This window comes from Arthrobacter sp. Soil_N43 (genome assembly GCF_057655195.1).
This window is the reverse complement of sequence record NZ_JBDGML010000076.1, coordinates 1-15,070: the sequence shown is the minus strand read 5'-3', so window position 1 is coordinate 15,070 and position 15,070 is coordinate 1. Positions and strand designations below refer to the sequence as shown.

The window sequence follows — 15,070 nt, the reverse complement described above, 5'->3', positions numbered from 1 at the left end:
GGAGCGTTCCGCCAAATGCACGCGCCATCAACCCTGCGTTCATCCGGCCCTGTTCTGATGGCCCGGAACTGCCTCACGAGACGCCGTGCCCGGTCCATCTGCTGGCAGTATGCGTGCACATTCCATTGGGTCCCTTACCCGGGACAACCCTATTGAGAGCCAGAGCGGATGCATCAAACACCATGGAAATTCACGCTGGGCGCCGTGCTGTCAGGGGGGCTCATTGCAGCCTCGCTGACCGCGGCCCCGGCTAATGCAGTGGAGGTCTCGCCGGCCGCTGCAGGATCATCGTCCGTCGTCATCAACGAGGCCTACCTCAGCGGCGGCAGCGCCGGAGCGGCATACAAGAACAAGTTCGTGGAGCTCTACAATTCCTCGGACGCCCCCATTTCGCTGGAAGGCTGGTCCCTCCAATATCGCTCGGCAACGGCGACCGGGGCCCCTAGCGGCATCGGCAAGCTGAGCGGCACCATCCCCGCGAAGGGATATTTCCTTGTCAAAGGCGGGACCAACAACACGGCCTCCGCTGCCCCTGATCTTCCAGCCGCCGACGTCGATGCCACGGGTTTCAGCCCGTCAGGCACCACCGGCACGATCGTCCTTGCCAGGCAGGCCACGGCCCTCAACCCGCTCCCGACCGGTTCAGTCGTTGAGCCTGACAACGTTGCGGATCTGCTGGGCTACGGCACGTCCAACACCTTCGAAACCCGGGCGGCAGCAGCGCCGTCCGACAACGGGGACGTTCGGAGCCTGAACCGGACCTCGGGTACCGACAGCAACAATAACGCCGCAGATCTCGTGCTGAGCGCGACCATCACGCCGGGAGCAGCGAACCAGGCCGCGGATTCGGATCCCGCAGAACCCGTGGATCCGGATCCGGGCGCCGCGCTCAGGACCATCGCCGAGATCCAAGGAACCGGGGCCGCGAGTCCGCTGGCCGGCTCCACGGTGACCACGAGGGGCCGCGTGACGGCAGTCTTCCCCACCGGGGGCTTCGCCGGGTACTACCTTCAGACGCCGGGAACCGGCGGCGACCTGACGCCGGCCAACCACCCGGCGTCGGACGCTGTTTTTGTCTTCTCCCCCGCAACCGTGGGCAGCGTCCGGACCGGTGAATATGTGGAGGTCAGCGGAACCGTCAGCGAGTTCTACGGCATGACCCAGGTTTCGGTCGGCAGCGCTGCCGACCTGGCCAAACTCACCGAGGCGGCGCCCGAAGTCAAAGCCACCGGATTCTCACTGCCGGCTGCCGAGCCGTTCCGCGAGTCACTGGAAGGCATGCTGCTCGCGCCGCAGGGAGCGTCCACGGTCTCGGACAACTACGCCCTGAGCCAGTACGGCGAAATCGGACTGTCCGGCGGGACCACCACCCTGGTCCAGCCGACCGCCGTCGCCCCGTACGGTTCGGCCGAGTACGCGGCGACGGTAGCGGCCAACGCCGCCCGGGGGATCAAGCTCGACGACGGCGCCACCACCAATTTCCTGAAAGACGCCTCCACGAAAGCGCAGGTTCTCCCATACCTGACTCCGACGGACCCCGTCCGGGTCGGTTCCCCGGTGACCTTCAAAACCAACGTGGTGCTCGGCTATGCCAACAACGCCTGGAAATTCCAGCCGCTGACCCAGCTCACAGCGGCAAATGCAGACGCTGTCCAGCCGGCATCCTTCGGCAGCACCCGGACGGAAGCCCCCGCCGCAGTGGGCGGAAACCTGAAGCTCGCCTCCTTCAACGTGCTCAACTACTTCACTACCACCGGGGATCAGGTGGCGGGCTGCACTTTCTACACCGACAGGGACGGCAATGCCATCACCGTCAGGGACGGCTGCAACGTCCGAGGGGCAGCGGACGCGGACAACCTGAAGCGCCAGCAGGACAAGATCGTGGCTGCGATCACGAAGTCCGGCGCCGACGTCGTATCCCTGATGGAGGTGGAAAACTCAGCGCAGCTCGGCAAAGACCGCGACGACGCCCTGGCGAAGCTCGTGGATGCGCTCAACATCGCCACCCCCGGGATCTGGGACTACGTCCGCTCACCGGCCAACGCTCCACCGCTGGCCGACGAGGATATGATCCGCACCGCCTTCGTCTTCAAGAAAACCGCGGCCGAGCCTGTCGGCGAATCCATCATCCACAACGACACCGTGGCCTTTGCGAGCGCCCGGAAACCCCTGGCCCAGGTGTTCAAGCCGGTGGGCGCTGCGGACGACAAGAGGTTCATCGCCATCGCCAACCACTTCAAGTCCAAGGGCTCGGCCGCCACGCCGGATGACACCGACAAGGGCCAGGGCGCCTCCAACGTGGCCCGCACGGCGCAGGCCCGGTCCCTTCTGGCCTTCGCCGACGGGCTGAAAACGTCCAAGGGCACGGACAAGGTCTTCCTGATGGGCGACTTCAATGCCTACGCCAAAGAGGATCCCATGAACGTCCTCACCGCGGCCGGCTACGTGAACCAGGACGAGAAGGCGAAGCACGCCGACGGAACGGCCAAGCACTCCTACCTCTTCGGCGGCCTGGTGGGCTCTCTCGACCACATCCTGGCGTCACCTGCCGCCAATGCAGTTGTTACGGGCGCCGACATCTGGAACATCAACTCCATAGAGTCCGTGGCGCTGGAGTACAGCAGGTATAACAACAATGTGACCAACTATTATTCGCCGGACCAGTACCGGGCCAGCGACCACGATCCCGTGCTAGTTGGCCTCGACCTGCCCGCCGCGCCGGTCCCGCCGGCCAGCGTGGACCTGAACTTCCTGGGCATCAACGACTTCCATGGCCGCATCGATACGAACACCGTGCTGTTTGCCGGCACCGTCGAGAAGCTGCGAGCGGAAGCCGCTCCGGGTGCCACTGCTTTCGTGTCCGCCGGTGACAACATCGGAGCTTCACTGTTCGCCTCCGCCGTTGCCAAAGACCAGCCCACCATCGACGTCCTGAATGCACTGGACGTGAAGGCCTCCGCGGTGGGCAACCACGAGTTCGACGGCGGCTGGGCTGACTTGCGCGACCGCGTCGCCGCGGGCGCCAAGTTCCCGTACCTGGGGGCCAACGTGTACAAGAAGGGCACTGCGGAACCCGTGCTGCCGGAGTTTACGGTCCTCGAGATGAACGGGGTCAAGGTGGCCGTCATCGGCACCGTGACCCAGGAGGTGCCGACCCTGGTCACGCCGGCCGGGATCACGGAGCTTGAGTTCGGCGATCCGGTCGATGCCATCAACCGCGTCGCGGCCAAGATCAAGGCCGAGCAGCTCGCGGACGTCATCATCGTGGAAAACCACGACGGCGCCGGCGCCGGAACGCCGGAAGGCGCCACTTTGGAGCAGGAAGTCGCGGCCGGCGGCCCGTTCGCCAAGCTGGTCACCGAAACGTCCGCCGCCGTGGACGCGATCTTCACCGGCCACACGCACAAGGAGTACGCCTGGGACGCTCCCGTGCCCGGCGTTCCAGGCAAGACCCGCCCCATTGTGCAGACCGGCAACTACGGCGAAAACATCGGCCAGATCCAGCTGACCGTCGATACCAAAACCAAGACCGTCACCGGCTACAAGGCGGGGAACGTCCAACGCACCACGGATGCCGCTGCAGACCTGATAGCCGCCTACCCGAGGGTTGCCGCTGTCGATGAGATCGTCAGGAAGGCCCTGGCCGACGCCGCTGAAATCGGAAACCAGCCGGTGGGCAAGGTGACGGCCGATATCACCACGGCTTTCACGCCGGCGACCGAGACAACACCTGCCAAGCGGGATGACCGCGCCAGCGAGTCCACCTTGGGCAACCTCGTGGCGGACTCCCTGGTGGACGCCCTCAAGTCTCCGGATACCGGCGGCGCGGAGATCGGCGTCGTCAATCCGGGCGGACTGCGCAACGAGCTGTACTTCGCGCCGGACGGAACCATCACGTACGCCGAGGCCAACTCGGTCCTGCCGTTCGTGAACAACCTGTGGACCACGTCCCTTTCCGGGGCCCAGTTCAAGACACTCCTGGAACAGCAGTGGCAGACCAACGCTGACGGGACCGTTCCCAGCCGCCCCTACCTGCAGCTGGGGCTGTCCAAGAACGTCGCCTACACCTACGACGCCGCCCGCCCCGCAGGTGACCGCATTACCTCCATCCGGGTGGACGGAAACCTGATGGACCCGGCGAAGTCCTACCGGATCGGCACCTTCAGCTTCCTGGCCACCGGGGGCGACAACTTCCGGATCTTCACGGAGGGCGCCGGCACCAAGGACTCCGGACTCGTGGACCGGGACGCCTGGATCAAGTACCTCCAGGAGCACACTCCGGTGGCACCGGACTTCGCGCGGCGCACCGTTGCCTTGGTGAACACCACGGCAGCCGGGGTCAGCGCTGGGGACCCCATGACGCTGGAGGTCTCCCGCCTGGATCTGACATCGCTGGGCAGCCCCGTCAACAAGTCCCTGACAGCGGAGTTCACCGACTCAGCCGGAACGCCCACTCCGCTGGGCACCGTTCCGGTTTCAGGCGGCGCCGCCACGGTGAACCTCACGGTTCCCGCCAAGGCCGCATCCGGAGCGGGAACTCTGACCCTTACTGCGGCGGAGTCCGGAACGGTGGTCAAAGTCGCGGTCAACGTCGCAGCCAGCGGGCCGGTCCCGCCGGTGTGCACAGCACCGGTTCCGCCGGCCCACTGGTACGACCTCGCCGGGTGGATCAGGTACGCCATCGCCTGGACCGAGTACAGGAAGTGCCTGCGGGGTTAACCCCCAGACCTGAGACCCCATCCGAGAATGCTCCCCGCTCAGGCGGGGAGCATTCTTCGTTTGGCTGCGGGAGGGTCGACCAACAAGCGGCAGGAACTGCGGGAGGGTCGCCCAAAAGGCGGCAGGAACTGCGGGAGGGTCGAATCAGGGGCCGAGGATGGCACGGGCGATCTCGTCGGCGTCGCGCAGGGTGCGCTGCCCGCTGGGGTAGACCGGTCCGGCCTGCTGCACGGCCTCTGCAGCGATGGCCGTCCCCCACTGGTTGGCCGAAAGCTGGAGACCCAGCACGAAGAGCCGCCCGGCGACTTCCCCGTTGGCGGCCACCGGGCGGTACGGGTGCGCTCTGACGTCCAGGCCCGAGGCCTGCACCGGCGTTCCTTCCACCGTCATCATCGTCCGTGGCCTCACCAGCCCGTCGGCGAGCAGCTGCTGCAGCAGGGGCGAATCGCTGACGGCCACCCGGTTGGCCGGCGCCAGGGCCTCCACCATGGTGCGTGCCTGCGCGGCGCCGCCCTGCACCCACGGCGAGGTGGCCGTGAAGAGCCGGGCCTCGCGGTCAAGTCCGAATTTGGGGTCCGGTCCGACGAAGCTGACCACCCCCGCCCGCGCCAGGGCTGCCAGCTGCTCCGCCCGGAGCGCCGGCGGGCCGCTCGCGAGGCCCTCGACGAACGACTCGAACCAGCCGCGCAGGCCGGCGACCCACGACTCGTCGGTGATGCCGCCGTCGGCCACCACCGATTTCAGCACCGCACGGCCGTGGTGCAGCGCGCCGATGGTCATTTTTACCGGATCGCTTTCGCCCAGGGCCGAGCGGCGGGCATCGTCGAGCAGATAGTCCACGACGGCGGCGTCAAGCTCCGCACGGGAACCGAACGCCCGTCCCGCCAGCGGCGCCGCGAGGCTCAGCAGGTCCAGCCTGTGTTCGGGCCGGACATGGCCCTCGATGACGGCCTTGACCGTCTCCTCCCACCTCGCCGTTGTGTGCGCATGCGGGTGCAGCGCCTCGTCCAGCTCCTCCAGAAAGGCGCCGGGATCCGGCACAGCTCCCGGTTCGGAACGCATCAGCGTGGAGTAGTAGGCCCACAGGGCATCGCGGTGCAGCAGGGGCCAGATGTCGTGGTCGAAAGCCGGGATGATGCCCGCCGACTCGAACCGCTGCAGTGCGGCCGCGGTCAAGTACCGCAGGGTCACCGACGCCGGGTAGTAACCGTCCAGCGTGGCTTTGGCACGGTACGGGGTGCCCCGCCGGGAGGCCGCGATGATCAGCGGTTCCTGGCCCGACGGCAGGTATTCGAGGACGTCCCCGGCGTCGATGAATTTTCCGCCCCGCCCCTCGGTGAGCTGGCCCATCACGTCGAAAAAATTCAGCCCCATGCCGCGGACCAGCACGGGTTCCCGGGCCGGGACGGCGGCCCAGTCGACGTCTGCGGGGGCGGCGGGCGGAAAGTACCGCAGGCCCAGCTGGACGGCGGCCGCCTGCAGCTGCCGCTGCTCGGGGCTGAGCCGGGAGTCCAGGTGGCCCAGCGCGAAGACCACCGAGTCTGCGCTGAGCGTGCCGCGGCCAGCCAGTTCGACGTCGAACTTTCCGTCCCCCACGGGGCGCACGGCGGTTGCCGCCGTCTCGTGGAAATCCACGGTGACGCCGTCGGGCAGGACGGCGAGCAGTTCCTCGAGCGTGCAACGGAGGTACCGGCCGTACAGTGCGCGGCTGGGGAAGTCGCGGGCCTCGAGGACGGCGAGTTCGGCGCGTTCCTCGTCCGTCAGCGTGGGCAGCGGATCATGCTGCTGGCGTTCCCGCCACCGGTCGAACGTCGTGCCGGCCAGGGGCGGGGCCAGCTGCGGGTCCTCCGGGATGAGCGTGGGGTAGAACGACTGCGTATTCATCAGGTACAGGCGCGACTGCCCGGGCTGCCACACATGGCCAGGGCCGGCGGGGTGGGGATCGATCACGTCGATGTGCAGCCGGGATCCCGCCGAAGCGGCCCCGCCGGCGGCCCAGTTGGCCAGCAGCCGCTCCAGCACGCTGGTACCCCTCGGGCCGGCGCCTATCAGTGCCGTCCGGATGCTTAGCGATGTGACCACGGCATCCAGAATATCGGCATGTGACTTGCTACCTGTGCCGGGATGTTGTTTGGATGGGGCGATGACCACCACCGCAGCTGATTCTGCCTCCGCATCGGGCGTTCCCAACGGAACTTCGCCCGAGCCCACCGACGAAAACATCTGGCTGGAGGACATCTACGGTGAGGAGCAGCTGGCATGGGTCCGCGAGCAGAACGCCCGGACCGAGGACCTGCTGGAAGATGCGGAGTACGCGCGCCTGGAGGGCGAGATCCTCGAAGTGCTGGACTCCACGGACAAGATTGCGATGGTGTCCAAGCGCGGCGACTGGTACTACAACTTCTGGAAGGACCGGGAAAACCCGAAGGGCCTGTGGCGCCGAACCACGTGGGACAGCTACTGCAGTGATTCCCCGGAATGGGATGTGCTGCTGGATGTGGATGCGCTCGCCGCCGCGGAAGGGGAGGAATGGGTCTTTCACGGGGCGAACTTCCTCCGGCCGGAGCCCGGCCAGCCATACCGGCTGGCGCTGCTGGCCCTCTCCCCCGACGGCGGTGACGCCAACCGCTACCGCGAGTTCGACGTCGAGACCCGCACTTTCGTGGACCCCGCGGCCGGTGGGTTTGACCTTCCGACGGCGAAGGGAAACGTCTCCTGGCTGGATGCGGACACTCTGCTGGTCGCCAGCACCGCCGACGGCCTGCCGCGCACCGCGTCGTCCTACGCGCGCACGGCAGTGAGGCTGCACCGCGGCCAGTCGCTGACCGACGCACCCCGGATCTTCGAGATCCCCGAGGACCACATGATGGCGATCGTGTCCCACGACTCCACGCCCGGCTTTGAGCGGACGTTCGCGGTGGACTGGATCGATTTCTTCAACAGGACGACGTCGGTGCTGCGGGACGGGTCCTGGACGGCCATCGATGTGCCCACGGACGTCAATCTCAGCGCGCACCGGGACTGGCTGGTGTTCCGGCCGCGGCGGGAGTGGACCGTGGGTGGAGCGAGCTATCCGGCCGGATCGCTGCTTGCGGCGGACCTTGACCGGTACATCGCCGGCGAGCGCTCCCTGACGGTCTTGTTCACCCCGGACGCCCACACGTCCCTGCAGTCCTGGAGCTGGACGCGGAACTTCCTGCTGCTCAACCTGCTGCGGGATGTCTCCTCGGAGATCCGTGTGCTCGACCCGTCCGCCGCGTGGTCGTCCTCGGTGCTGGACGCCTGCCCTCCGCTGCACGATGTCAACGCCTTCGCGGTGGACGACGAGGACGAGGCCGAGGGCGGCTCCGAGGGTGGCCACCGCTCTCCCGGCCCGAGCGGAGCAGGGGACGATTTCTGGCTCGTGGCCACCGGCTTCACCACCCCCACGACCCTGACGCGCGGCACCCTGACCCGCGGTAGTCTGACACGCGGAACCCCAGCCGGTGATGCGGGCGTGGTGAGCAGCCATGTGGTGGTCAAGGCATCGCCGTCGTTCTTCAACGACGCGGCGTATGAGGTCCAGCAGCACTTTGCCGTTTCCGAGGACGGGACCCGGGTGCCGTACTTCCAGATCGCGGCGCGCAACCTGGTGCTGGACGGGCAGAACCCCACCCAGCTGTCCGGCTACGGCGGATTCGAGGTCTCCCGTACCCCCGCCTACAGCGGCGCGGTGGGGCGGGCCTGGCTGGAGCGCCGGACCGCGGAATCCGCCGACACGGACGGCACGGCACCGCACAGCCGCGGCGGCGTCTATGTCGTGGCCAACATCCGGGGCGGCGGCGAATACGGGCCCTCCTGGCACCGGGCCGCACTGCAGGAAAACCGGCACCGGGCCTTCGAGGACTTCGCCGCCGTCGCGCAACACCTGATTTCACGGGGCGTCACGAGCCGGGAACGGCTGGGCTGCGTGGGCGGTTCCAACGGCGGTCTTCTCGTCGGCAACATGCTGACCCGTTACCCCGATCTGTTCGGCGCGGTGTCCTGCGGCGTTCCCTTGCTGGACATGAGGCGGTACACCCGGCTGTCGGCGGGCCATTCGTGGATTGCCGAGTACGGTGATCCGGAGCGCCCCGAGCATTGGGACTTCATCCGGACCTTCTCGCCGTACCACCTGCTGAAGGACGGTGTGGACTATCCCGAGACCTTCATCTGGACCGCAACCTCCGACGACCGGGTTGGCCCCGTGCAGGCCCGCAAGATGGCCGCCCGCATGCAGGCCATGGGCATTCCCAACGTCTGGTTCCACGAGGCGCTCGAGGGCGGGCACGCCGGCGCATCGGACAACAGGCAGGCCGCCGCGCTGCAGAGCCGCAGCCAGCACTTTCTGTGGAAGTCGCTGGCCGGCGGGACTGCCTGACGTCTTTGCGGCACACGCGGGCCACTTGGCGGCGAGCACGATGGTGCCGCCAGCGGCCAGGAGGGCGCCGTTTTGCACTGCGTGGCCGGTTCTGCGTATCCTTGGTTGGCTAGTAATAGCGAATGGAGACGTGCCAGAGCGGCCGAATGTGCTTCACTGCTAATGAAGTGTGGGGCACAACTCCACCGGGGGTTCAAATCCCCCCGTCTCCGCGTTTGGCCCCGGTCCCCGGACCGGGGCCTTTTGCGTACCCGGCGACTTTTGCGGCCTTCGGCGCCGGGGTCGGTCCGGGTAGCGGACGGATGGCGCCGTCACTGCTTCCCGGGTGGCAGGATGATCGCATGACTGGCAGCGAGGCATTCGATTCCATCGTCGTGGGCGGCGGGCACAACGGGCTGGCGGCCGCCGCGTACCTGGCGAGAGCGGGTCAGCGCGTGCTGGTGCTGGAAAAGCTCGAGCACGCCGGCGGTGCCGCCGTTTCAGCCCAGGCGTTCGACGGCGTCGCGGCGCGCCTTTCGCGCTACTCCTATCTGGTCAGCCTCCTGCCGCAGCAGGTCATCGACGATCTGGGCCTCCGGATCCGGCTGGCCCGCCGGCGGTTTTCGTCCTACACACCTGACCCGTCGCACCCGGGACGGGGTCTCCTGATCGACAACGGCGACGCCACGTCCACCGCGGCGTCGTTCGCAGCGATCGGCGCCCCGGAGGGCGAGGCGGCGGCCTTCGACGGCTTCTATGCCAGCTGCCGAAAGCTCACCGAGGCGCTCTGGCCCACCATGACGGCCCCGTTGCAGACCCGCTCTGAGGCACGGACTCTGGCAGCAGCTGCAGGGGCCGCGGAGGCATGGGAGGCCGTGATGGAACGGCCCATCGGCGAAGCCATCGCCGGCGCCCTGCAGCACGACCTGGTGCGCGGCACCGTCCTGACCGATGCCCTGATCGGCACGTTCGCCCGGGCCGAGGACGGGGACCTCCAGCAGAACATTTGCTTCCTGTACCACCTGATCGGCGGCGGCACGGGCGACTGGGACGTGCCGATCGGCGGCATGGGGGCGGTGTCCGGGGAACTGGAGCGGGCCGCCCGTGAAGCAGGCGCCACCGTGCTCACCGGCGCCGAAGTGACGGCGGTGGACGCCGCCGGGAGGGTGGGCTACCGGCGCGGCGGCGGGCACCATGAGGCCACGGCCAGCTGGGTGCTCGCCAACGTGGCCCCCGCCGTCCTGGACCGGCTGCGGGCTCCACGGGATGCATCCGACGGCGGGCCCTCAAACCCGAACCACGCCCGGGAAGGCGCGCAGGTCAAAGTGAACCTGCTGCTCACCCGGCTACCGCGCCTCCTCGACCAGTCTGTCCGCCCCGAGGCCGCGTTCGGCGGGACCTTCCACGTCAACGAGTCGTGGGAGCAGCTCGACCGGGCATACCGGACCGCGGAATCCGGATCGGTTCCCGAGCCGCTCCCCTGCGAGATTTACTGCCACTCGCTGGCGGATCCCAGCATTCTGTCCCCGGAACTGCAGGCCGCCGGGGCGCACACCATCACGGTGTTCGGGCTGCACGTCCCGGACCGCCTCATCACCGACGAGAACAACGATGCCCGGCGGGCGGAACTGCAGGCTGCCGTGCTCAGGTCCCTGAACTCGGTGCTTGGCGAACCCATTGAGCCGCTCATCATGACAGCACCTGACGGCAGCCCGTGCATCGAAACTAAGACGACGCTGGACATCGAGCGCGCCGTCGGAATGCCGCGGGGCAATATTTTCCACGGCGGCCTCGACTGGCCGTTCGTCGAGGACGGCACTCCGCTGGACAGCCCGGCCCGCCGCTGGGGTGTGGCCACCCGCGATGAGCGCATACTCCTCTGCGGCTCCGGTGCGCGCCGGGGCGGTGCGGTCAGCGCCATCGGAGGGCACAACGCCGCCATGGCCGTTCTGGAAATGGCCCGCGGCGCATGAGCGGCATCAACGGTCCCGACCTGCCCGCAGCTAACGCTTCCAGCGGGGAGCCTGGGGGTTCGCGGCCGGCGGCTTCACAGGCTGCTTCACCGGCGGCGGCACTGCAGGCGTGGAACCCGCGGCTGGCCCTGCTCGTGGCGGCGACGTTCTTCATGGAGTTCCTGGATGGAACGGTGCTGGTCACCGCCATTCCCAGCATCGCCGGTGACTTCGGCGTGGCGGCCGCGAGTGTGAACATCACCATGACGGCCTACCTGATGACGGTGGCCATGGGCATACCGCTCAGCGGCTGGCTCGCCGAACGGTTCGGCGCACGTCGCATCTTTTGCGCGGCCATTGCACTCTTTACCGTGGCGTCCCTGCTCTGCGCCCTGAGCCAGGACCTGACCATGCTGACCCTGAGCCGCATCCTGCAGGGCGCCGGCGGGGCCATGATGGTCCCCGTTGGCACGCTCGTTGTGCTCCGCGGGACGCCCAAGTCGGAACTGCTCCGGGCCACCGCCTTCCTCGTGTGGCCCGGGCTTCTGGCCCCGGTGCTGGCACCGCTGGTGGGCGGTGCCCTGACCACTTATCTGTCCTGGCACTGGATATTCCTTGTGAACCTGCCGCTGGGCGTCGCGGCTTTCCTGGCCGCCCTCCGCCTCGTGCCGAGGGTATCCGGTGACCGGAAGCGCAGGCTTGACTGGCTGGGGCTGGCCCTCACCACCTTCGGCGTGGGGGCCCTGGTAGTGGGTCTGGAGCTGGCCAGCGCCCACCCGGAAGGGCCGTGGACTCTGCTGAGCGTGGTGTTCGGGGCAGCGGCACTGGCAGCAGCGGTGCTGTGGATGCGCCGGGCCGCCCATCCGCTGTTCGACCTCACGGTATTTTCCACGCGGACGTTCCGGGCAACGAACACCGGCGGCTTCATCTACCGCCTGACCATCAGCGCCGTGCCCTTCCTCCTGCCGCTGATGTTCCAGGAAGGCTTCGGCTGGAGTCCCCTGCACGCAGGCATCATGGTGGCGGCGGTGTTCATCGGCAACATCGGCATCAAACCAGCCACCACGCCGCTCATCCGGCGTTTCGGGTTCAAACCCGTCCTCGTCTTTGCGTCGCTGGCGTCAGCCGTCACCTTCGCCTTGTGCGCCCTGCTCACTGCCGGCACGCCGCAGCCGCTCATCTTCGCGCTGCTCGTGTGCAGCGGCGCGTTCCGCTCGATCGGCTTTTCCGCCTACGCCTCGGTCCAGTACGCGGACATCGTCCCGGCCCAGCTGACCTCGGCCAACGCGGTCTCGGCCACGCTCGTTCAGCTCGCCACCGGGGCTGGCATCGCGGTAGGAGCCCTGCTCCTTCGAGTGTTCGATGCGGCTCCGATGCTTGCCGCCGGCCTGGGCGGGCTGCTGGGCGCACCGCCGGATGCCGCGGTGGCCGCCTACCGCGGCGCATTCCTTTCGCTCGCGCTGCTGATGCTCCTGAGCACGGCGGACAGCCTCATGCTGCACCGCCACGCCGGGGCCGAGGTCAGCCGGCCTGGGCCAGCACCAGCGGCAGAACGGCCCCGGCGCCGGCCCGCCTGAGGGCGCGGCCGGCCACGGTGACGGTCCAGCGGCTGTCCACAAGGTCGTCAATGAGCATCACGCTCTGGCCTCCAATCCCTGCCAGGGCCGGCTCCAGGTCACGCCCGACAACAAGCCGGTCCCATACGCCGGCCAGCCGGTAGGCACTGTTGCCGCCGCGGCCGCCCGTTGGCCCGCCGTGCTCCATCTCCAACTGGCCCAGGTAGGGAATGCGGCCGATCTCAGAGATTCCCCGGGCCAGCGATTCCACGAGCGCCGGCTTGCCCCGCGACGGCAGGCTGACAATTGCCGCCGGCCGCCCTGCACCGCTCCAGCCCGGGGACCGCGAGTCACCGGCGCCCCATTCGCGGAGCACCTGGACGCAGGCCTGCAACATGCCCGGGTCCACGGCACGGTCCGGGGCGCCCGATGCGAAGAGCTCCCGAAGCGCCCCGCCCCAGCCGAGGTCCGTCAGCCGGGCAAGCACACGGCCCTCTGCCAGGCTTTCGTCGGGCTTGATCTTTCCCTTGACCGGCACGCCCAGCCGGTCCATGCCGCTGGGCCACTGGAGTCGGGGTTCCAGCACCATGCCGGCACGGCTGAGCCTCTGGCTGGCAGCCTGGGTCGCCGAAGACGCGACGTCCGTGGAGAACCACCGGCCGGCGCAGTTGTCGCAGCGGCCGCAGGGCGCCGCCGTCTCGTCATCGAGCACCGACGTGATGTACTCCATGCGGCAGCCGGCGGTGTCCTGGTAGATGACCATGGAATCCTGCTCATCCACCCGGGCTTCGGCGATCCGGCGGTAGCGTTCGGCGTCATAGGACCAGGGCTGGCCGGTGGACCGCCAGCCGCCGCCCACGCGCTCCACCGCGCCGTCAACGGCGAGCACCTTCAGCAGCAGTTCCAGTGGTGTCCGGCGCAGGTCCACGCGCGCTTCCAGCGCCACGGTGGACACAGCCGTCCCGGCCTCAGCCAGCGCAGACAACACCGCGGCGGCCTTGTCCTCCGAAGGCATGGAGGCCGTGGCGAAGTACTGCCAAATGTCCCGGTCCTCGGACCCGGGAAGAAGCAGCACGTCCGCGTTGGCGGCACCACGGCCGGCACGGCCCACCTGCTGGTAGTACGCCACCGGGGATGACGGCGCCCCGAGGTGGACCACGAAGCCGAGATCAGGCTTGTCGAAGCCCATGCCCAGCGCGGACGTGGCCACGAGGGCCTTGACTTCGTTGTCTTTCAGGAGCTGTTCTGCCCGTTCGCGGTCAGCCGGATCCGTGCGGCCGGTATAAGCCAGCACTTCATGGCCGGCCTCGGCCAGCAGCCGGGCCGTGTCCTCGGCAGCAGATACGGTCAGCGTGTAGATGATGCCGCTTCCCGGCAGATCCGCCAGATGGGTCAGCAGCCAGCCGAGCCGCTCACGGGAATCCGGCAGCGCGAGCACTCCGAGCCGCAGGGACTCCCTGCCCAGGGAGCCGCGGATGGTGAGCACGCCGTCACCCAGCTGCTCTTCAATGTCGTGGACCACGCGGGAGTTGGCCGTGGCGGTGGTGGCCAGCACAGGAACACTGTCCGGGAGCTGGGTGATGAGGTCCGCGATCCGGCGGTAGTCGGGGCGGAAATCGTGTCCCCAGTCCGAAATGCAGTGGGCTTCGTCGATGACCAGGAGGCCGGTGCGGCTGACGAGCTCGGGCAGCTGGTGTTCCCGGAACGAGGGATTGGTGAGCCGCTCGGGCGAAACGAGCAGGACGTCCACCTGGTCCGCCGCGAGCTGCTCGCGCACGGTGTCCCATTCAAGCTGGTTGGCCGAGTTGATGGCGACGGCCCGGACCCCTGCGCGGGCGGCGGCGGCAACCTGGTCCCGCATCAGCGCGAGCAGCGGCGAAACAATAAGCGTGGGACCTGCCCCGCGCCGCCTGAGCAGCAGCGACGCCACGAAGTAGACCGCGGACTTCCCCCAGCCGGTCCGCTGCACCACCAGTGCCCGCCGGCCGCCGTCGACCAGCGCCTCGATGGCCTCAAACTGGCCGTCATGGAACTCGGCGCCGGAGTGGCCGACGAGCTCCCGCAGCACCTCCAGCGCCTGGCCACGGGTCCCTGAAGCCGCTGTTTCAGTCCCGGAAGGATCACCGGAGGCTGTACTGGATTCGGACGGAAGAACTGCGGCGTGCTGGTTATTGGCCATTGATTCAGTATCCCAGTCCCCTCTGACACCCCAAAGCGCGCCGCCGGCCATGTGGACAACGCACCCTCCGCATCCGGTGAGACCCGCGCTTCGGCAAGCTGCGGATTCGTGACTCCTCCTCCCCAGCCTGCTTGGCGCTGCAACGTAAGATAAATCCCGTGACTAGCAACCAGACCAATATTTTTGACCTTTCAGCCTCGTTCAAGGCGTATGACGTCCGCGGCATCGTGGGCGACTCCATCACGGCTGAAATAGTCGAAGCAGTGGGGGCCGCCTTCGTCGACGT

Annotated in this window: 6 protein-coding genes and 1 tRNA gene; 5 read left to right on the top strand and 2 right to left on the bottom strand. The window is 68.1% G+C overall.

Annotated features, from left to right (window positions below; genetic code table 11):
• Window positions 1–168 precede the first annotated feature (168 nt).
• Window positions 169–4,719, top strand: a complete 4,551-nt coding sequence (locus AC3A3W_RS08280; RefSeq protein ID WP_487441840.1) for an ExeM/NucH family extracellular endonuclease — start codon at window positions 169–171, stop codon at window positions 4,717–4,719.
• Between the two features lie 144 nt (window positions 4,720–4,863).
• On the opposite strand, the gene AC3A3W_RS08275 is transcribed toward AC3A3W_RS08280, so the two are convergent.
• Entirely contained in the window at window positions 4,864–6,801 is a 1,938-nt protein-coding gene (locus tag AC3A3W_RS08275) for an FAD/NAD(P)-binding protein (protein WP_487441838.1), read from the bottom strand.
• A 61-nt stretch (window positions 6,802–6,862) separates the two neighbouring features.
• Here AC3A3W_RS08275 and AC3A3W_RS08270 point away from each other — a divergent pair, with 61 nt between their 5' ends.
• The 4 genes from AC3A3W_RS08270 (at window position 6,863) to AC3A3W_RS08255 (ending at window position 12,626) form a co-directional block, all read left to right on the top strand.
• Window positions 6,863–9,118, top strand: a complete 2,256-nt coding sequence (locus AC3A3W_RS08270; protein ID WP_487441837.1) for a prolyl oligopeptidase family serine peptidase — start codon at window positions 6,863–6,865, stop codon at window positions 9,116–9,118.
• 124 nt (window positions 9,119–9,242) lie between these two features.
• Window positions 9,243–9,330 (top strand) — tRNA-Ser (locus AC3A3W_RS08265).
• A 129-nt stretch (window positions 9,331–9,459) separates the two neighbouring features.
• Window positions 9,460–11,070 carry a phytoene desaturase family protein gene (locus tag AC3A3W_RS08260; protein WP_487441835.1) on the top strand — a complete coding sequence of 537 codons (1,611 nt, stop codon included), beginning with the start codon at window positions 9,460–9,462 and terminating at the stop codon, window positions 11,068–11,070.
• Window positions 11,071–11,222: 152 nt separating this feature from the next.
• Complete coding sequence (locus tag AC3A3W_RS08255; protein WP_487441955.1) at window positions 11,223–12,626, top strand: MFS transporter; 1,404 nt, start codon at window positions 11,223–11,225, stop codon at window positions 12,624–12,626.
• Here the strand turns inward: AC3A3W_RS08255 and AC3A3W_RS08250 are convergent.
• Window positions 12,571–14,784, bottom strand: a complete 2,214-nt coding sequence (locus tag AC3A3W_RS08250; RefSeq protein WP_487441833.1) for a RecQ family ATP-dependent DNA helicase — start codon at window positions 14,782–14,784, stop codon at window positions 12,571–12,573. The two genes, AC3A3W_RS08255 and AC3A3W_RS08250, sit on opposite strands and share 56 nt — an antisense overlap.
• Between the last annotated feature and the right edge of the window lie 286 nt (window positions 14,785–15,070).